At 62.2% G+C, this 17835-nt stretch carries 15 protein-coding genes and 3 pseudogenes; 5 read left to right on the top strand and 13 right to left on the bottom strand.

What is annotated here, in order from left to right:
- Window positions 1-29: 29 nt before the first annotated feature.
- From H2O14_RS04465 to pgsA, 3 genes and pseudogenes are all read right to left on the bottom strand, one after another.
- Window positions 30-502, bottom strand: a pseudogene (locus H2O14_RS04465) (molybdenum cofactor biosynthesis protein MoaE).
- Window position 503: 1 nt separating this feature from the next.
- Complete coding sequence (gene moaD / locus H2O14_RS04460; RefSeq protein ID WP_182826679.1) at window positions 504-761, bottom strand: molybdopterin converting factor subunit 1; 258 nt, start codon at window positions 759-761, stop codon at window positions 504-506.
- Entirely contained in the window at window positions 758-1345 is a 588-nt protein-coding gene (gene pgsA / locus H2O14_RS04455; protein ID WP_182826678.1) for a CDP-diacylglycerol--glycerol-3-phosphate 3-phosphatidyltransferase, read from the bottom strand. Before pgsA ends, moaD begins: the two co-directional genes overlap by 4 nt.
- Before the next feature lie 246 nt (window positions 1346-1591).
- Between pgsA and H2O14_RS04450 the strand changes: the two genes are divergently transcribed.
- On the top strand, window positions 1592-2239 hold the full coding sequence (locus H2O14_RS04450; RefSeq protein ID WP_182826677.1) for a hypothetical protein: 648 nt from the start codon (window positions 1592-1594) through the stop codon (window positions 2237-2239).
- 9 nt (window positions 2240-2248) lie between these two features.
- Here H2O14_RS04450 and H2O14_RS04445 read toward each other — a convergent pair whose 3' ends face one another.
- Together H2O14_RS04445 and H2O14_RS04440 are read right to left on the bottom strand one after the other, a co-directional pair.
- Window positions 2249-2710 (bottom strand): DUF5680 domain-containing protein, encoded by a 462-nt coding sequence (locus H2O14_RS04445; RefSeq protein WP_182826676.1) that lies wholly within the window; start codon window positions 2708-2710, stop codon window positions 2249-2251.
- A 72-nt stretch (window positions 2711-2782) separates the two neighbouring features.
- Window positions 2783-3094: a hypothetical protein gene (locus tag H2O14_RS04440; RefSeq protein ID WP_182826675.1), complete on the bottom strand. Its 312-nt coding sequence runs from the start codon at window positions 3092-3094 to the stop codon at window positions 2783-2785.
- Window positions 3095-3210: 116 nt separating this feature from the next.
- On the opposite strand from H2O14_RS04440, the gene H2O14_RS04435 reads away from it, so the two are divergent.
- Together H2O14_RS04435 and dnaE are read left to right on the top strand one after the other, a co-directional pair.
- Window positions 3211-3531, top strand: coding sequence for a hypothetical protein (locus H2O14_RS04435; protein ID WP_182826674.1), 321 nt, complete (start codon window positions 3211-3213; stop codon window positions 3529-3531).
- A gap of 170 nt (window positions 3532-3701) precedes the next feature.
- Window positions 3702-7189, top strand: a pseudogene (dnaE, locus tag H2O14_RS04430) (DNA polymerase III subunit alpha).
- A gap of 6 nt (window positions 7190-7195) precedes the next feature.
- Here dnaE and H2O14_RS04425 read toward each other — a convergent pair.
- The 6 genes from H2O14_RS04425 to H2O14_RS04400 form a co-directional block, all read right to left on the bottom strand.
- Window positions 7196-7519, bottom strand: coding sequence for a hypothetical protein (locus tag H2O14_RS04425; RefSeq protein ID WP_182826673.1), 324 nt, complete (start codon window positions 7517-7519; stop codon window positions 7196-7198).
- The gene (locus H2O14_RS04420) at window positions 7494-8378 is read right to left on the bottom strand and encodes an MFS transporter (protein ID WP_182826672.1); all 885 of its coding nucleotides are present in this window, start codon (window positions 8376-8378) and stop codon (window positions 7494-7496) included. The genes H2O14_RS04425 and H2O14_RS04420 overlap by 26 nt, the downstream gene beginning before the upstream one ends.
- A 169-nt stretch (window positions 8379-8547) precedes the next feature.
- Entirely contained in the window at window positions 8548-9819 is a 1272-nt protein-coding gene (locus tag H2O14_RS04415) for a L,D-transpeptidase family protein (RefSeq protein WP_182826671.1), read from the bottom strand.
- A 152-nt stretch (window positions 9820-9971) separates the two neighbouring features.
- Complete coding sequence (locus H2O14_RS04410; RefSeq protein ID WP_182826670.1) at window positions 9972-11267, bottom strand: DNA polymerase IV; 1296 nt, start codon at window positions 11265-11267, stop codon at window positions 9972-9974.
- Window positions 11268-11353: 86 nt separating this feature from the next.
- Window positions 11354-11992, bottom strand: a complete 639-nt coding sequence (locus tag H2O14_RS04405; protein WP_312858550.1) for a hypothetical protein — start codon at window positions 11990-11992, stop codon at window positions 11354-11356.
- Window positions 11989-12306 carry a DUF3572 domain-containing protein gene (locus H2O14_RS04400; protein ID WP_182826669.1) on the bottom strand — a complete coding sequence of 106 codons (318 nt, stop codon included), beginning with the start codon at window positions 12304-12306 and terminating at the stop codon, window positions 11989-11991. The genes H2O14_RS04405 and H2O14_RS04400 overlap by 4 nt, the downstream gene beginning before the upstream one ends.
- A 122-nt stretch (window positions 12307-12428) precedes the next feature.
- On the opposite strand from H2O14_RS04400, the gene H2O14_RS04395 reads away from it, so the two are divergent.
- Together H2O14_RS04395 and H2O14_RS04390 are read left to right on the top strand one after the other, a co-directional pair.
- The gene (locus tag H2O14_RS04395) at window positions 12429-12800 is read left to right on the top strand and encodes a response regulator (protein ID WP_137153959.1); all 372 of its coding nucleotides are present in this window, start codon (window positions 12429-12431) and stop codon (window positions 12798-12800) included.
- A gap of 12 nt (window positions 12801-12812) precedes the next feature.
- Window positions 12813-14186 (top strand): PleD family two-component system response regulator, encoded by a 1374-nt coding sequence (locus tag H2O14_RS04390; RefSeq protein ID WP_182826668.1) that lies wholly within the window; start codon window positions 12813-12815, stop codon window positions 14184-14186.
- A 724-nt stretch (window positions 14187-14910) separates the two neighbouring features.
- Here the strand turns inward: H2O14_RS04390 and uvrC are convergent.
- Both uvrC and H2O14_RS04380 read right to left on the bottom strand, forming a co-directional pair.
- Window positions 14911-16941: an excinuclease ABC subunit UvrC gene (gene uvrC / locus H2O14_RS04385; protein ID WP_182826667.1), complete on the bottom strand. Its 2031-nt coding sequence runs from the start codon at window positions 16939-16941 to the stop codon at window positions 14911-14913.
- Window positions 16938-17704: pseudogene (locus H2O14_RS04380) on the bottom strand (SDR family oxidoreductase). Before H2O14_RS04380 ends, uvrC begins: the two are co-directional and overlap by 4 nt.
- Between the last annotated feature and the right edge of the window lie 131 nt (window positions 17705-17835).

Here is a 17835-nt window from a genome sequence, read left to right as displayed (position 1 = left end):
CGAGGATGGGGCAGATTTGTTCCCGAGCGTCAGCGCCGCCAGCGGGCGAAGGCCGCGTCGTCGGCGTCCTTGGCGCTCACCCATTCGCCCGACTGTCCATCACGCCCATGTTCTTTTTTTTTTTTCAGAAAGGCGCCGCGGTTTTGAGATAGTCCATCACGAAATTTGCCGCGTCGAAGGCTGCTTGGCGATGGGGCGAAGCGGCGATCACCAGCACGATCTGCTCGCCAGGCGCAATGCGGCCATGGCGGTGGATGGCCGAAAGTCCCTGCAACGGCCAGCGTTCGGCGGCCTCCTGGCAAGCCTTGGCGATCTGCGCCTCGGCCATTCCCGGATAATGTTCGAGCTCCAGCGCCTCGAGCCGCCCGCCTTCGTCGCGGCAGAGGCCGGTGAAGCTTACGAGCGCGCCGATGTCGGCGCGGCCTCCGGCAATCCGCGCCGTCTCGGTCGCGGCGTCGAAATCCTCGGCCTGCACCCGGACATGAATGGGGCAGGGCGCCATGTCAGCCGCCCGTCATCGGTGGGAAGATGCCGATCTCGCTCGCGCCGAGGATGCTCTCGCCATGCTCGGCATGCTCCTGGTCGATAGCCACACGGATAACCCGGTCATGTTCGAGCGCCGCGTCATACTCTTCGCCCAGGCCCTTGAGATGATTGAGCAGTTCACCGACGGTGGTCACGCCCTCGGGCAGATCGAGCGTTTCGCCCGGCTTGCCGATCCGCTCCCTGACCCAGGCGAAATAGACGAGATCGACCTTCATTCCTCGTCCACCACATGTTTGAGGCCGGCGCGGAAATAGTCGTAGCCGGTGTAGATGGTCAGCAATGCCGACACCCACAGGAGCGCGATCCCGGTCTCCGTCGTGTAGACGAAGATGTTGTCGCCGGCATGCCCGACGAGCAGGAAGCCGAGCGCCACCATCTGCGCCGTGGTCTTCCATTTGGCGATGCGGGTCACCGGCACCGACACTTTCAGCGCCGCCAGATATTCGCGCAGGCCCGAGACGAGAATTTCGCGGCAGAGAATGATGATCGCGGCCCAGAGCGTCCAGCCGGCGATGGTCTGGTCGGCGGCGAGCAGCAGCAGCACCGAGGAGACCAGCAGCTTGTCGGCGATCGGGTCCAGCATGCGGCCGATATTGGAGGTCTGTTTCCAGATCCGGGCGAGATAGCCGTCGAGGAAATCGGTGATGGAAGCCACGGCGAACAGCCAAAAAGCCGTCCACCGCGCGAAATCCGAACTCTGCAGTTCGCCGTTCACGAAGAAGCACACGACGATCAGCGGCACCGCCACGATCCGTGCATAGGTCAACATATTGGGAATATTGTATGCGCGCTTTGCCATGATGCCCGTCTGAGACTCGCCGATATCCACCATTGGATCTGTCGATTGCGCCAGGGTCAAGGCGACCACCGATCCAACGCCGTCGCCCGGAACATAAGTGAGGGGATGGGCCGGTTCAAATTCAATCGCGACATCAGGCGAAATAAATTCCGGCTCGCCTGCGTTAGCAAGGGTGAAACCAGTTGCGCGTAGACTCGATGCGGTAGACACGACACGGCGCGCGGGGGCGGGCTTTCAGGGGGCATTGTGCGCATCGCATTCTTTTCAGGCCTGATCGCTGCGGCGATGACCAGCGTCGCAAACGCCGACGATTTCACATTGACGCCGCAGGCGGGCACATTGGGGATCGGCATCGGGGCCGAGAAGCGTCTGGACGACGCCTGGGCGGCGCGATTCGATGTCTCGGGCGCCAGCTTCGACTTTTCCTACGCGGCCCATCGATCGGATACGGACAACAGGGCGCGGCTGTTCAGCCTCGGCGCGACGGCGGATTACTACCCTTATGAGCAAGGCTTGCGCCTTTCCGGCGGCGTCAGGCTGTCAGGCTCTTACGTGAAGGGCAGCCTGTCGAATCTCGAACGCCGCTACGGCAAAGGCAAGGACGCGATCACCGTCATCATCCGCGATCCGCTGACCACCTACAAGATCACGCAGAACCCGGTCCAGCCCTATCTCGGCCTCGGCTACAATCTCAAGATCAAGGATCGCCTCAGCGTCTCCCTCGATCTCGGCGCGCTCTATGGCGGCCAGCCGGATCTCGACGTCGTCTCGCACGCCGACCGATACGGTTTCACCGACAAGCAGATCCAGAGAGAGATCCGCAAGCAGCAGGAGCGCCTGAACCCGTATCAGGTCTATCCCGTCGTCCAGATCGGCCTGACTTACCGATTCTGAGCCGTCGTCTCACGGGCGAATGAGCCCGCCGTGATAGACGAGGTTGTAGGCCTCGACGCCGCCGACCTCGATGCGCTCGCGGCCGGTGAAGCGGGTGAAGTCGCCTTCGTTCTCGTCGATATAGACGCCATGGTCATGGGCGCAGGTGAAGCCGCCCAAGAAACGTCCCTCTTCGGCATAGAGCCGCCCGAGCGCATGCTTGATCACCACTCCGGCGCGCGGCGCGTCGATGCGGTCGTCATGGATGATGTAGCCGAAATAGGACATGGCCCATACCGGCTCGCCGCGGCGCCACACCACTTCCTGGCCCGAAAAATCCGTGCCGCCGAAATAGCTGTCGAGATAGAACCAGTCGCCGCGACGCCAGGAGATGTCCTGGGCTCCCATGCGTGAGGGAGCGGGCGACGCAGTCGCCCCGCCGATATAGGCCGCGCGTTTGGCCTCGATGATCACTTTTTCCAACTCGCCCATGTCCGCCTCCCGTCGTCACCCTCGACCACATTAGCTGCGAAAAGCGGATTTAACAAGAACAAAAAGAGAACACTATTCGGGATTGCAGGCGGAGATGGTCTCGTCGTCGCTCCAGGTCGAGAAAGGCGTTGGCCTAGCCTGAATGGCCACCGGCGATTTCACCGGATCGCCCTCATTGGGATACGTCTCGCGAAAACCCTTGCCGGTCAGGATGTTGATGTCGCACCGGCCGGCATTGTCGGGTTCCAGCGTGTCACGCCATTCGTATGAAAAGCCTGCGACGAGCAGCGCCTTGTTGCGATAGGCGAGCGTGAGCGTCTGGCTCCAACGGTTGCGCCCGATGGCGTCGTTGCGCGTGTGCACCGCGAGGGACCCGTTCGGCAATGCTTCGAGGAAGGGCTCCTGCCCGACGAAGCCGTCGGGCGCGGCCTGGCCCCAAACCTTCCCCTGATCAACTCCGTCGGAGCCAGATAACCGCGCCCCGCCACGCCGAGCAGAAGATGGAAATCCATTTCGTCCTCGCCGCGCGCGAGGAGAGCCAGATCGTTTTCGCCGTCCTTGTTGAAGTCGCCCGTCACGGCCGAAACGATCGACGCCGTGTCGATGGGTTCGGCCAGCGCGGGCGGGGAGAGCAGGAGGCCGAAAACGACGAGGGCGGACAGGCGCATGACGATTTTCCCGAACAAGGTGATCTGGTTGAACAACGGTCGACGCGGCCGGATTATTCTCGGAAAGAATTCATTTACCTTGCCCCTGTGGAGATCGTTGACAACAGAACAATAATAGAACATAAAAAGAACATAACCGAACAGGAGGCGTAAATGACCGATTTTTTCGTGACATGGCAGCATTCACCTCAGTCATCATGTTCGTGGCGAGCTTCGCCGTGGTGATGAGCGCATTGTGAGTTCACGCGACTCCGCTTCGCCCCGGGCTGGACGGGCGCCGGCTCGACCCGTTACAACGGGTCAAAGAATCCAGGTGAAGCGACATGGCCGACGCGGACGCAATTTCTCCCCTCGAAGGTTTGGCTGAGACGCCGCAATTCGTGCATCTTCGGGCGCACTCCGCCTATTCGCTGCTGGAAGGGGCCTTGCCGGTCAAGAAGATCATCGCCAAGGCAGTGGCCGACCAGCAGCCGGCTTTGGCGCTGACCGACACCAACAATCTGTTCGCGGCGCTGGAATTCTCCAAGCTCGCATCGGGCGACGGGCTGCAGCCGATCATCGGTTGCCAGCTGTCGATCGATTTCGAGGACGAGGTCGCCGACGAGCGCGGTCGCCAGCCCCAATTGCGCAAACTGCCGGCGATCGTGCTGCTGGCGGCGACCACGGACGGCTATAACGTGGTCTCCAATCTCGTCAGCCGCGCCTATATGGAGGGCGATGGGCCGGGCACGATCCACATCAAGCGGTCCTGGCTGGATCACGGCACAGAGGGCGTGATCGCCCTGACCGGCGGCGTGGCGGGGCCTGTCGACATGGCCCTGCGCGAAGGCCACGCCGCACTCGCTTCGTCGCGAGTCAGATCTCTGGCCGATTATTTCCCGGACCGGCTCTATGTCGAAATCCAGCGCCATGCCGGTTATGACCGCCGCCATGAAAACCGCATGCTGGAGCTGGCTTATGGGCTGGAACTGCCGATCGTCGCCACCAATGAGCCCTTCTTTCCGGCCGCCGACGATTTCGAGGCGCATGACGCGCTGATGGCTGTGGCGCATGGCGCGTTGGTGTCCGACGACAGCCGTTTCCGGCTGACTCGCGACCACTACTTCAAGAGCCGGGCGGAAATGGCGAAACTCTTCGCCGATCTGCCGGAAGCGATCGAGAACACGGTCGAAATCGCCCGCCGCTGCGCCTTCATGCTCAAGGGCGTCGCGCCGATCCTGCCGCGCTTCACCGGCGCCTCCGACGATCACGCCGCCGCCGAAAAGGCCGAGTCCGACGAACTTTCGCGCCAGGCTTGGGAAGGCCTGCGGATGCGGCTCGACACGATCGGCCTCGCCAACGGCTATACCGAGAAGGATTACAACGAGCGGCTCGATTTCGAACTGTCGATCATCACCAAGATGAAGTTCCCCGGCTACTTTCTCATCGTGGCGGACTTCATCAAATGGGCCAAGCAGCACGACATTCCGGTCGGCCCGGGCCGCGGTTCCGGCGCAGGCTCGCTGGTGGCCTACGCTCTGACCATCACCGACATCGACCCTTGCGCTTTTCGCTGCTGTTCGAACGCTTCCTCAATCCCGAACGCGTCTCGATGCCCGACTTCGATATCGACTTCTGCCAGGATCGCCGCGAAGAGGTGATCCGCTATGTGCAGCAGAAATACGGCCGCGAGCAGGTGGCGCAGATCATCACCTTCGGATCGCTGCAGGCGCGCGCGCGCGCTGCGCGACGTCGGTCGCGTGCTCGAGATGCCCTATGGCCAGGTCGATCGCATCTGCAAGCTGGTGCCCAACAATCCGGCCAATCCGACGCCGCTCTACAAGGCCATCGAGGAGGAGCCGCGCCTGAAGGAGGAGGCGGAGAAGGAGCCGGTCGTCGCCCGCCTGCTCAACATCGCCCAGAAGATCGAAGGCCTCTATCGTCACGCCTCCACCCACGCCGCCGGCATCGTCATCGGCGACCGGCCGCTCGCGCAACTCGTGCCGCTCTATCGAGACCCGCGCTCCGACATGCCGGTCACCCAGTTCAATATGAAATGGGTGGAGCAGGCGGGGCTGGTGAAGTTCGACTTCCTCGGCCTCAAGACGCTCACGGTGCTCAAAGTCGCCGTCGATTTCATCGCCAAGCGTAATATCTCGGTCGATCTCTCCGCCCTGCCGCTCGACGACAAGCTGACTTACGAAATGCTCTCGCGCGGCGAGACGGTCGGTGTGTTCCAGGTGGAAAGCGCGGGCATGCGCAAGGCGCTGATCGGCATGCGGCCCGACTGCATCGAGGACATCATCGCGCTCGTGGCGCTCTACCGCCCGGGCCCGATGGAGAACATCCCGGTCTACAACGCCCGCAAACATGGCGAGGAGGAGATCGAGTCGGTCCATCCGACCATCGACTACCTGCTCAAGGAAACCCAGGGCGTCATCGTCTACCAGGAACAGGTCATGCAGATCGCCCAGGTCCTGTCGGGCTATTCGCTCGGCGAAGCAGACCTTCTGCGCCGCGCCATGGGTAAGAAGATCAAGGAGGAGATGGACAAGCAGCGCGAGCGCTTTGTCGAAGGCGCCATCGCCAACAAGGTCTCAAAGCCGCAAGCCAACCTGATCTTCGACCTGCTCGCCAAATTCGCCAATTACGGCTTCAACAAATCCCACGCCGCGGCCTATGCCGTGGTCTCCTATCAGACCGCTTATCTCAAGGCGCATTATCCAGTGGAGTTCCTGGCCGCGTCGATGACCCTCGACATGGCCAACACCGAAAAGGTCAACGACTTCCGCCAGGACGCCATGCGGCTCGACATCAAGATCGTGCCGCCTTCGGTCCAGACCTCGTTCCGCCGCTTCGAGACCGGCGACAACTGCATCTTCTATTCGCTCGCCGCCATCAAGGGCGTCGGCGAGGCGGTGGTCGACCACATCGTCGAGGCCCGCGGCGACACGCCCTTCGAAAGCCTCGAGGATTTCTGCCTGCGCACCGATCCCAAGCTCGTCAACCGCCGCGTCTGGGAAAGCCTGATCTCGGCCGGGGCCTTCGATTGTTTCAACGTCGACCGCGCCACGCTGGCGGCCGGCATCGACCGTCTCATGGCTTATGCCCAGCGCGCCGTGCAGAACAAGACCAGCGGACAGTCGGACATGTTCGGCTCGGGCGCGTCTGGTCCCGAGAAAATCGGCCTTCAACCGACCGCCCCTTGGCTGGCATCTGAAAAGCTGCTCAAGGAATTCCAGGTTCTCGGCTTCTATCTCACCGCTCATCCGCTCGACGCCTATCAGGCGGTGCTGACGAAACTCCGGGTGCAGACCTTCGCCAATTTCACCAATGCGGTGAAGCAGGGCAAGGCGCCGGGGCGGCTCGCGGGGACGGTCATCTCCAAGCAGGAACGCAAGACGCGCACCGGCAACAAGATGGGCATCGTCGCCTTCTCGGACTCCTCAGGCCAGTTCGAGGCGGTGATGTTCTCCGAGACCTTGGCGCAATATCGCGACCTTCTCGAAACCGGCAAATCCTATGTGATCGGCGTCGAAGCCGAGGAGCGGCCGGAAGGCGTGAGCCTGCGCATCCAGTCGGTTCAGTCGCTGGAGGAAAAGTCGGTGCAGATGCAGAAGGCGATGCGCATTTTCGTGCGTGACGCCGCGCCCCTGCGCTCGGTGGCGACCCATCTCAACAAGCGCGGCGAAGGCGTCGTATCGTTCATCGTCATCAAGGACGAGGGCAAGCGCGAGATCGAGGTGGAACTGCCGGAGCGTTTCCGCATCTCGCCGGAGATCGCCGCCGCCATGCGCGCCACCCCGGCGTGATCGACATCGAACTGGTCTGATCGGTTTCAGGCCTCTGCTTCTGCGTCGGCGCGGCGGGTGAGAAAGAGCATCGCCAGCGCCGCCGTCATCGCGAGCCCGGCGGTGGCGATCGCCGCCTGAAAGCTGAAGGCGGTGGCGATGAGACCGGTCATCGTGCTGGCCGTCAGCGACCCCAGAAACAGGCTGTTCATGTAGAGCGAGGTAGCCCGACCGATGCGGCCTCGGGCGAAACCCTGCATGAAACTCACGGCCACGCCCGCGAAAAGCCCGAAATAGGCGCCCTCCATCAGCGCGCCCAAAGCCATCAGCGGCAGGCTGGTCGCCTCATGCAGGACGGCGAAGGCCGCCATGCCCGGCGACGGCGGCGAAATACAGCGCGTTGCGGCGCCCGATGCGCTCGGTGATGTAGGACGAGCCCATGATGGCCACTATTTCCGCCAGGCATTTAAAGGTCAGCGACAGACCCGGCGCATAGACCGGCAGATGCGCTTCGCGGATATAGAACAGCGGCAGCGCCGAGGCGCAGAGCACATGGGCGATGTTGAACAGGAAGCAAGCTCCTGCCGCGAGCCAGAGCGGGCGGTTGTCGAACCAGCCCGGGTTTTCGGAAGCCGAACGCGTTTCGCGCTTCTCCGTCCGAAAGTCGCGCGGCAGGCTGATTGCGGTCGTGGCCAGGGCGGCGATCGATAGCGCCAGCACGAACAGGAAGACGTAGAATGAGCCGCCCCGCGCGGCGATCAGATAGGAGAGGGCGGGGCCGAACATCCAGCCGGTCGACACCATGGTGCGGACCTTGGCGTTGTAGCGCTGCACGTCGAGGCCGTTGCGCTCCGCGAACAGGCGACCGAGGATGTAGACGGCCGAGACGCCTGCGCCCGCAAGCGCCAGGCAGGGCGCCGCCGCCAGCAGAACGGTGAGATAGGTAGGGACGACGAGAACCGCGAGACTCGCCACCATCAGCCCGATATTGCCGACCGCAACATAATCGAACATCCGGCCGCCCCGGTCAATGCGCTCGCCGACCACGCGGTTGCAGAGCATCGTCAGCAGGCTCGCGGCCACGGAATAACCCGTCACATGCAGGGCGCTCATATGGAGCTCCTGCATGATGAAATAGGCCATGAACGGGATCATGGCGGAATTGCCGAGCGCGGTCACGAAAAGCGACAGCAGAATCAGCCGTGCGGAACGAGTGGTCGCGGCGTTCATGGGAGGAATACGGAGCCGGGATGACGAAAGGAAAGCGAATCCTGCCTAGACCCGCCGACGTGGCGCGGCAAGCCGTCTCCCGCGCCCAACCGGAGCGCTTGTGATTTTCAGCCATTCTGTTGCCGACTTGCCCAACGCAAAACCGCCGGGCGATGCGACGCCCGGCGGTTCAGGAGATCGTCATTGGAATGGAAGGCTCACCCGGCCTTGCGCGGTTCGACGGTCGTGGTGATGAAATCGGTGCCGTCGCCGGTGTTGAGCGTGTCCTGCGCGTCGGTGATGGTGAGGAGGTGCCGCTGCCCATCATCATTTCGATCTTGTCGCGAAGGTCGGTGGGGATCGAGATCCGTTCGAAGGCGATCTGGGCGGCATCCTCGGCCTCGGCGTCCGGATAGCGGTCGATGCCGAGGCGCGCCGCTTGTTTCGCCGTGATCCGGTTGTCGAGCGTGACGCCGTACCAGTCGGCGCGGCGCTGGGCGGGATGCACGGCGACGGCGTGATAGAAATGCGTGCCGAGCGCCAGGTCCGGCTCGTTGATGTCGACCGGGCCGTCGAAGACCGGCTTGAAATTCTGGCGGGCATAGAGCCACCCGGTCGGGGCCTTGCGGTTCAGCACTTTATAGATGGACGTGCGGAGTGCGGCGTTCATCTGTCCGGTCGGCTTCTGGCCGTGCAGGCTCTGATAAGCCTTGATCGCCTTGGCGGTCTTGGCGGTCGGCGTTCCCATCTCGTCGCCGGCTTCATAGCCGAGTTGGTTCAGCATGGCCTGGACTTCGCGCAACGCGTGACGTTCGGTCACCCGCGTGATCAGCAGTTTCAGCGCCGGCTGCGGCTTGGGCAGTTCCGCCACCGCGCCCGCTCCGAGCTTCGGCAGGGTTTCGGCGGCCGCGATTTCGACGGCCGAATCGCCCGCCGGCATGCTGGGCCGCATGGCCGCATCGCTCAACAGCTCGCCGTCTCGGGCCGGATAGCGCGGCTTGAACAGGCCGATTTCCGGCATCGGCTGCGGCGCCATTTCACGGTCTGCGATCACCACATGGTAGCCGCGCTTGGTCATGCCGAACAGCATCTTGGCGAAGTCGCGCGGCATGCGCACGCAGCCATGCGAGGCCGGATAGCGCGGCACATGCGCCGATTCATGCAAGGCGATGCCGGACCAGGTCAGCCGTTGCATGAAGGGCATCGGCGCGTCGTCGTATAGATTGGAAAAATGGGTCTTGCGCTTTTCGAGCACCGAGAAGATCCCCGACGGCGTTGTGTGGCCGGGTTTTCCGGTGGAGACGTTGCTGGTCGCCACCAGCGCCGCGCCGTCATAAACCGCCAAGCTTTGTTTGTCCTTGGACACGAAGATCTGCAGGGGATCGTCGCTCTCCGCTTTGGCTGTTGCGCCGAAGAGAAATGTCGTCGCCAGAGCCAGTCCCAAAATGGCGCGAAAATTCATGGGCGTTCTCCACACTATACTGTCGCCTCGAAAACTATAGAAGATCAATTACGAAAGATTTTCAAGGGGCGCTGTTTCCACGGAAACAAGCATAGGTGTGAAAACATGGTTTATGCTTGGTAAATACGCGAGGAGAATGTTGCCGTCTCGGCTCAAGGCCCATGCCCGCGCTTGCCGCGCCCGAACGTGTAGCCGGTCTCGATGCTCTTGACGCCGAACTTGTCCCTGAGCTTGTCCATGGCGGCCTCGGCGGCTGCACGCCTGCCGGCGTCGGGATCGACGAGATCAGGCGGATCGGCCTGACCCTCGTCGCAGAGATCTGTGACGCCGATGCCGATCAGGCGGAATTTCGTGCCGTCGAGCTCCTTGTCGAGCAGGGACAGGCCTTCACGAAAGATCCGGTCGGCGAGCTGGGTCGGAGAGTCGAGCCGCCGGTTGCGGGTTCGCAATTTGAAGTCCGCGGTCTTCAGCTTCAGCACGACGGTCCGGCCCGCAGTCGCGGTCTTCTTCAGCCGCTTCGACACCTGTTCGGCCAGCGCGCGCAGAGGAGGCGTCAGCGCCTCTACCGAGGCGTGGTCGTCGAAGAAGGTGGTTTCGGCCGACACGCTCTTGGCCTCGTCGTTCAGATGCACCCGGCGATCGTCTATGCCCCGCGACAAGGAATAGAGCCGCCGACCCATGACGCCATAGCGGCGCATGAGATCGCTCTCCTCCATCTGCTGCAATTGGCCAATCTGGGTCACGCCATCCCGCGCGAGCGTCTCGGCAAACGCCTTGCCGACGCCCCAGATCAGCGTCACCGGCTTGGGTTTGAGAAACTCCACCGCTTCGACCTCGCCGATCACGGAAAAGCCGCGCGGCTTGTTCATGTCCGAGGCGACCTTGGCCAGGAATTTGCAATAGGACAGCCCGACCGAGATGGTGATCCCGATCTCTTGCTCGACCCGCCTGGCGAATTTCGCCAAGGTCCGCGCCGGCGGATCGTGATGCAGCCGTTCTGTCCCGGCGAGATCGAGGAACGCCTCGTCGATGGACAGCGGCTGCACCAGCGGCGTCATATCCTGCATCATGGTTCGGATCTGGCGACCGACGCGGGCGTATTTCTCCATGTCCGGCTTGACGACGACGGCGTCCGGGCAGGCTTCGAGCGCCTTGAACATCGGCATGGCGCTTTTGACGCCGCGAATGCGGGCGATATAGCACGCGGTCGACACCACGCCGCGCTTGCCGCCGCCGACGATCACCGGCTTGTCGGCGAGTTCCGGATTGTCTCGCTTCTCCACCGAGGCGTAGAAGGCGTCGCAATCGACATGGGCGACCGTCAGCTGAAAGAGTTCCGGATGTTTGAGCAGGCGAGGGCTGCCGCATTTGCCGCAGCGACGCGCCCCAGCGGCCGCGGGCGCCAGGCAATCACGGCAGAAACCGGACACTCTCTCGACATCGGCCATGGCGATCGGAACAAAGATTGAACGGAGCGACCCTATCGACAGCCGGGATCGCGCTCAAGCGCAATCATCGCTGTATGCCGCAATTCTCAATCCTGGCCGAAATGGCCGCGGATCAACCGCTCCGCCTCCAGCCAGCTTTCCGCCTTATGGATGCGCTCACCGGGATCGGGCGCCATGGCGCGGAAGATGTCGTTGGCCATCAGGTTGATCAACAGGCAATCCGGAGCATGGGTCCGCACCGAATGAAGATTGGTGAAGATGTCGTCGACGAAGGCGGCCGGCACGCCGCGATCGGAGATCAATTGGTTGACCACGGGCCCTTTCGGCTCTTCCGTGGCGATCATCGGGAAGTGAAATCCGAACAGATCGAGCAGCGCCCGCCGCACGCCCTGATGTCGCGGCGGCATCGCGGTGAGCAGCACGATGTCGGCGCCGGCGCTCAGCCGCTCCAGGGTCGCGCGCGCGTTGCGCGCGGGTTTTTGCCATTTGTCCTGCGTGCGGAAGAACTCTTCCTGAAAGGCGTCGACGGCCTCCGCCGTCGCCGCCTCGCCGCCGACATGCCTGACATTGCCATGCAGCCGGAAGGAATCGGGATGCAGCCGATGATCGACGGATTCCAGATAGGCGTGAAACGGATCGAGGAATTCTAGGATCACTTCGTCGACGTCGCAGACGAGCAGCGGTCGCGCAGACGAGGCGAGGGAGGCGAGCACCGCGTCGATCACAGCCAGACCCCTTCGCCAGGACCGGCGAAATGCCGATGCGCCGCCTGGATCCGTTCGACGGGAACGCCGCTCTCGGCGCTGAAAGCCATCAGGGTCGGCTCGTGATTCATCAGGAAGCCGGTCAGGCCGCCGAAAAAGCCGGGCTCGCCGGCCGCGCGCCGGATGTCGCGCGCCTCGATGCCGGTCATGGCGAGAAAGCGCGACATCAGGTCGTCATGACCCGAAAGCCAGGCGAGGATCTTCACGGCGATCTCGTCGGCCTGTTCGGGCGTGACTGAGGCGGGCGGGCGGCTTGGGTTTTTCATGGGCTTCATTACGTCTTTGTAAACTGAATCGCCGTAAGGTCGATCGGACCGACCGTGTAAATACTGCATGCCGTCCTCAAATGGGACTCGAAAACGTCAGGCGCGCAGATGAAGGGTATTTTGGAACCGCCATGCCGAAACAGGTGATGATCGTCGAGGACAACGAGCTCAACATGAAGCTCTTTCGAGACCTGATCGAGGCGTCGGGATACAAGACCATCCAGACGCGCAACGGCATGGAGGCGCTCGATCTCGCTCGCCAGCATCGCCCCGATCTCATTCTCATGGATATCCAGCTGCCGGAAGTTTCGGGCCTCGAAGTCACGAAATGGCTGAAGGAAGACGACGAGCTGCATGTCATTCCCGTCATCGCCGTCACCGCCTTCGCGATGAAGGGCGACGAGGAGCGAATCCGCCAGGGCGGTTGCGAAGCCTATATTTCCAAGCCGATTTCGGTGCCGAAATTTCTGGAAACCATCAAAACCTATCTGGGCGACGCCTGACCTGGAGCCCTCATGACCGCGCGTATCCTTGTCGTCGACGATATCCCCGCCAATCTGAAGCTGCTCGAAGCGCGGCTCATTGCGGAATATTTCGAGGTGCTGACGGCGGATGACGGCTATAAATGCCTCGATATCTGCGCCAAGACGCCCGTCGACGTCATCCTGCTCGACATTATGATGCCGGGGATCGACGGGTTCGAAGTCTGCGAACGCCTCAAGGCCAATCCGCGCACCGCGCATATCCCCGTGGTCATGGTCACCGCGCTCGATCAGGCTTCCGATCGCGTGCGCGGGCTGAAAGCCGGCGCAGACGATTTTCTCACCAAGCCGGTCAACGACCTGCAATTGATGGCGCGGGTGAAGAGCCTGGTTCGCCTCAAGATGCTGAACGACGAATTGCGCCTCCGCGCCGAGACGGCGCGCAGCGTCGGACTCGACATGGCGTCCTTCAACGCCGATCGCGATCAGGGCGAGCCGGCCAATGTGCTGCTGGTCGACGGCCGCGCCAATTCGCAGGAGCGCATTGCCCGCACCTTGAAGCCGATTGCCGAAGTCAGGGCCATTTCCGACCCGCAGGCCGCGATCTTCGATGCGGCGGAAGGCGAGTACGATCTTGTGATCGTCAATTCCAATTTCGACGAATACGATCCCTTGCGGCTGTGTTCTCAGCTGCGCTCGCTGGAGCGATCCCGGTTCATTCCCATTCTTCTGGTGGTCGATCAGGGTGGCGAAGCCATGGTGGTGCGGGCGCTCGAACTGGGCGTCAACGACTATATTCTTCGGCCGATCGAGCCGAATGAGCTTCTTGTGCGCTGCCTCACGCAGATCCGCCGCAAGCGGGCCAACGATCAGCTGCGCGCCGGCCTCGAACAGACGCTCGAACTGGCGGTGACGGACGGCCTCACGGGCCTCAACAATCGCCGCTATCTCGACCGCCATCTCAAGACGTTGTTCGAACGCGCCCGTGTTCGCGGGCGGCCGTTGTCGCTGCTCATCACCGATATCGACCGCTTCAAGTCGGTCAACGACACCTATGGTCATGACGCCGGCGACGAAGTGCTGCGCGAATTCGCCAACCGCGTGCGCCAGACGGTGCGCGGGGCGGATCTCGCCTGCCGCTTCGGCGGCGAGGAATTCGTGGTGGTCATGCCCGACACCACGCCCGATGTCGCCGCCGTCGTCGCTGAACGGTTGCGCGCCGTGGTGGAAATCGAGGCCTTCAAGCTTCGCAGCGCGGGGCTCACCTTGCCGATCACCGCCTCGATCGGCATTTCCTCCACCGTATGGGGCGCAGAGACGCCGGATCAACTTCTCAAGCAAGCCGACAAGGCGCTCTATGAGGCCAAGCATGCAGGGCGCAACCGCGTCGTCGCTGCCGCAGCCTGATCACCAGCCGCATTTGGACGAGTCGGAACAATTTCGCGAGTGAGTCTCCGATGTTTTTGCGGAATTGCCCGCGAAGCAGGCGCGATTCATGAAAATTACGCCTGGTCAAGAGTCCCGCCGGGTCATCGGACCATAGTTATCCACAGCTTTGTTGAGGAAAATGCCGCCGTCGAGAAACCCGCTTGACGACAACGACTCAATCCTCGGCCCCTTAGGGTTGCTGATAGAAGCCGGACAGTACAAATCAATAAAACCCTGAAATCTCATTTAATATGACAAATTGGCATTTTTCAATGATTTCAGGGTCCTATGCGGTTTGTTTGGAATGGCGCTTAAGTGAGCATTTCTGAGTCTACCTGCCATAACTTGTGCAAGGCTTGCTCGCTTGTTGCTCATATTTCAGCGTTGTTACAAATGCACATTTTGAGCTTCTTTGTTAGAAACCCGTGAAATATGAATTGTTTCCACTGCATAATGCGCAAGGGGCCGTTGATTTCCGCCCGATTCCCGGTCATGTTCATTTTAACGGTTGGGAAACAAAACCTTACCAGCTACCCCATGATGCTCAGGTCCGCCGCATCTCCTGAATCGTGGGGCCGGTCGGTCAGATGTAAAATACGCGGAGTCCTCGTTCTGCCATTACGCTGACCGACCCCCAATTCGAAAGCGCCGTCTTGCCCAGCAAGGCGGCGCTTTTGTCATGAAGGGGCAGATCGCGCAACCGTTATTTTTCCGGCAGGGCGTCGTGGAAATGCGCATAGATCAATCGCGCCACCGCCTCCGAGATGCCCTGCACCGCCATCAGATCCTGTATGCCGGCGCGCGACACCGCTTTCGCCGTGCCGAAATGTTGTAGAAGGGCGCGCTTGCGGGTGGGCCCGATGCCGGCCACTTCGTCGAGCGGATTTTTCACCAGCTCCTTCTTGCGCCGCGCCCTGTGTGAGCCGATGGCGAAGCGGTGCGCCTCGTCGCGCATGCGCTGAATGAAGTAGAGCACCGGGTCGCGCGGCGGCAGGGTGAACGAGGCTTTGCCTTGTTGGAAGAATCGCTCGCGACCGGCTTCGCGATCTGCGCCCTTGGCGACGCCGATCGCGGTCACGCAATCGGTGATGTCGAGTTCCGCCAGAATGGCCCGCACGGCGGTCATCTGTCCCTGGCCGCCGTCGATCAGGATGACGTCCGGCCAGGCGGGTACGACGTCGTCCTCTTCCGGCGGCTTGCTGCGGTCGGGCTTGCCATGCTCCTTGATGAGACGGCTGAAGCGGCGCGTCATCACTTCGCGCATCATGCCGAAGTCGTCGCCGGGCGTCAGGTCCTCGGATTTGATGTTGAACTTGCGGTAATGGTTCTTGAGGAATCCGTCCATGCCGGCCACCACCATGCCGCCGACCGCATTCGTCCCCATGATATGGGAGTTGTCGTAAATCTCGATGCGACGGGGCGGGTGGGGAAGGCCGAAGGTCTCCGCCATGCCTGCGAGTAGCCGCGTCTGCGACGACGTCTCGGCGATCTTTCGGCCATGCGCCTCGCGCGCATTGTTGAGCGCGTGGTCCACCACCTCGCGCTTTTCGCCGCGCTGCGGCGCGTGAATTGCGACGCGGAAGCCGGCCCGCTCGGTCAGCGCGTCCGACAACAATTCCATTTCCTCGATCGTTTCCGAGAGGAGAATCTGCCGAGGGCAGGGCTTGTCGTCGTAGAACTGCGCCAGAAACGCGTTCAGCACCTCCGCCGACGTCAGCGACGGGTCAGCCTTCGGGAAATAGGCCCGGTTGCCCCAGTTTTGGCCGGTGCGATAGAAGAACACCTGAATGCAGGAGAGCCCGCCGTCGTGATGGATGGCGAAGACGTCGGCTTCCTCGACGCTGGCGAGATTGATGCCCTGATGGCTCTGCACATGCGACAGCGCCGCCAAACGGTCGCGATAGACGGCGGCGCGCTCGTAATCCAGATCTTCGGCGGCCTGATTCATCTGGCCGGCGATCTCCGCCTTCACGTTCTGGCTCTTGCCGGACAGGAAGTCGCGCGCCTCTCGCACCAGTTCGTCATAGTCCTGATCCGAGACCTCATGGGTGCAGGGGCCCGAACAGCGCTTGATCTGGTAGAGAAGGCAGGGCCGCGTACGGCTCTCGAACACCGAATCGGTGCAGGTGCGCAGCAGGAAGGCGCGCTGCAGCGAATTGATCGTCCGGCCCACGGCGGTGGCCGAGGCGAAGGGGCCGAAGTAATCGCCTTTGCGCACGCGCGCGCCGCGATGCTTGTAGATCGCCGGAGCGCGATGGCCGCCGGTGATCAGGATATAGGGAAAGGACTTGTCGTCGCGCAGCAGCACGTTGAAGCGCGGGCGCAGCCGCTTGATCAGATTGGCTTCGAGCAGCAGCGCCTCGGTTTCCGTCCGGGTGATGACGAATTCCATATTGGCGGTTTCGCGCACCATCCGCGCCGTACGGTTGGAATGCACCCGGCCCTGGGCGTAATTGCCGACGCGCTTTTTCAGCGACCGCGCCTTGCCGACATACAACACCTCGTTTTCGGCGTTGAGCATGCGGTAGACGCCGGGACTGTTGGGGAGTTGCTTGACGAATTCCCCGATCAGCTCCATGCCCGTCAGCCCGGTTTCCGGCAGCGGCGTTTCGCGCCAGGCGATATCGGGACCCTTGACGGCGACGATCTCGGCGTCGTCGGTCTCGTCGAACTCGTCTTCCGTCAGATTTTCGTCATAGAGAACGCCGCCATCCTTCGGCGTCATTGCCGTCATTCCTTGATCTCCGCGACATCCGGGGTTTGCCAGGCAAGATGTTGCCCGCCGTCCAAAGCGATCATCTGGCCCGTGATCGACGGCGTGTCAAAGAGAAAACGAATGGTGCGGCCGAATTCCGGAAGCGCGGGACCGGCTTTCAGGATCAGTCCCTCCACCTGCGCTGCGAAGTCCGCGTCGCTCTGCCGCTCGTTCTTCAGCGTCGGGCCGGGACCGATCGCATTGACCGGATTTTCGGCGCGAGCGCCTGAGCCAGGGTCTGCGTTGCAGTCCAGAGCGCGGCCTTGGACAGCGTATAGGTGAAGAATCGCGGATTGAGCGCCCAGACCCGTTGATCGACCATGTTCACGACCAGCCCCTGCGCATGCTCGGGCAATTGCGCTGCGAAATCACGGATGAGGGCGGCCGGCGCCTTCACATGCACGGCGAAATGCCGTTCGAACACCGCCTCGTCGAAGCTCTCGATGGAATCGTCCTCGAAGATCGAGGCGTTGTTGATCACGAGACCGATAGACCCCAGCGCCTCGACCGCCGCCGCGATGATCCCGGCGCGCGCCGTGGCGTCGCAGAGATCCGCCTGCACCACGGCGGCCTTGCCGCCCCGGGACCGGATCTCGCTGCAAAGTTCCTGCGCCTGCGCCACGGAGCCGTTGGCGTGGATGGCTACGGCGAAACCGTGCTCGGCAAGATCCTTCACAATCGCTGCGCCGATTCGCGTTGATCCGCCGGTGACCAACGCAGTTTTGATGGAAGATATATTCAACTGATGCGCCTTCTGAATCGCCCGCGGACTTGTCGCCGCAAGATATAGGCATGATACGCGCATGTGCAAATTTCAGATTAAAGCTTTTGTTTACCATGATAATCAAAAATAAGTTCGAAAAATTTTAAAGT

The sequence above is a fragment of the Rhizobium sp. G21 genome (genome assembly GCF_014158035.1).
Classification (GTDB): Bacteria; Pseudomonadota; Alphaproteobacteria; order Rhizobiales; family Rhizobiaceae; genus Rhizobium_E.
Note: the sequence above shows the minus strand (reverse complement) of the source record. Positions and strands in the feature narration are given on the sequence as shown.

Coding starts and splice junctions, on each gene's coding strand:
- moaD (WP_182826679.1), bottom strand. CDS start 761: ATGAAGGTCGATCTCGTCTATTTCGCCTGGGTCAGGGAGCGGATCGGC.
- pgsA (WP_182826678.1), bottom strand. CDS start 1,345: ATGGCAAAGCGCGCATACAATATTCCCAATATGTTGACCTATGCACGG.
- H2O14_RS04445 (WP_182826676.1), bottom strand. CDS start 2,710: ATGGGCGAGTTGGAAAAAGTGATCATCGAGGCCAAACGCGCGGCCTAT.
- H2O14_RS04435 (WP_182826674.1), top strand. CDS start 3,211: ATGGAAATCCATTTCGTCCTCGCCGCGCGCGAGGAGAGCCAGATCGTT.
- H2O14_RS04425 (WP_182826673.1), bottom strand. CDS start 7,519: ATGGCGGCCTTCGCCGTCCTGCATGAGGCGACCAGCCTGCCGCTGATG.
- H2O14_RS04420 (WP_182826672.1), bottom strand. CDS start 8,378: ATGAACGCCGCGACCACTCGTTCCGCACGGCTGATTCTGCTGTCGCTT.
- H2O14_RS04415 (WP_182826671.1), bottom strand. CDS start 9,819: ATGAATTTTCGCGCCATTTTGGGACTGGCTCTGGCGACGACATTTCTC.
- H2O14_RS04410 (WP_182826670.1), bottom strand. CDS start 11,267: ATGGCCGATGTCGAGAGAGTGTCCGGTTTCTGCCGTGATTGCCTGGCG.
- H2O14_RS04400 (WP_182826669.1), bottom strand. CDS start 12,306: ATGAAGCCCATGAAAAACCCAAGCCGCCCGCCCGCCTCAGTCACGCCC.
- H2O14_RS04395 (WP_137153959.1), top strand. CDS start 12,429: ATGCCGAAACAGGTGATGATCGTCGAGGACAACGAGCTCAACATGAAG.
- H2O14_RS04390 (WP_182826668.1), top strand. CDS start 12,813: ATGACCGCGCGTATCCTTGTCGTCGACGATATCCCCGCCAATCTGAAG.
- uvrC (WP_182826667.1), bottom strand. CDS start 16,941: ATGACGGCAATGACGCCGAAGGATGGCGGCGTTCTCTATGACGAAAAT.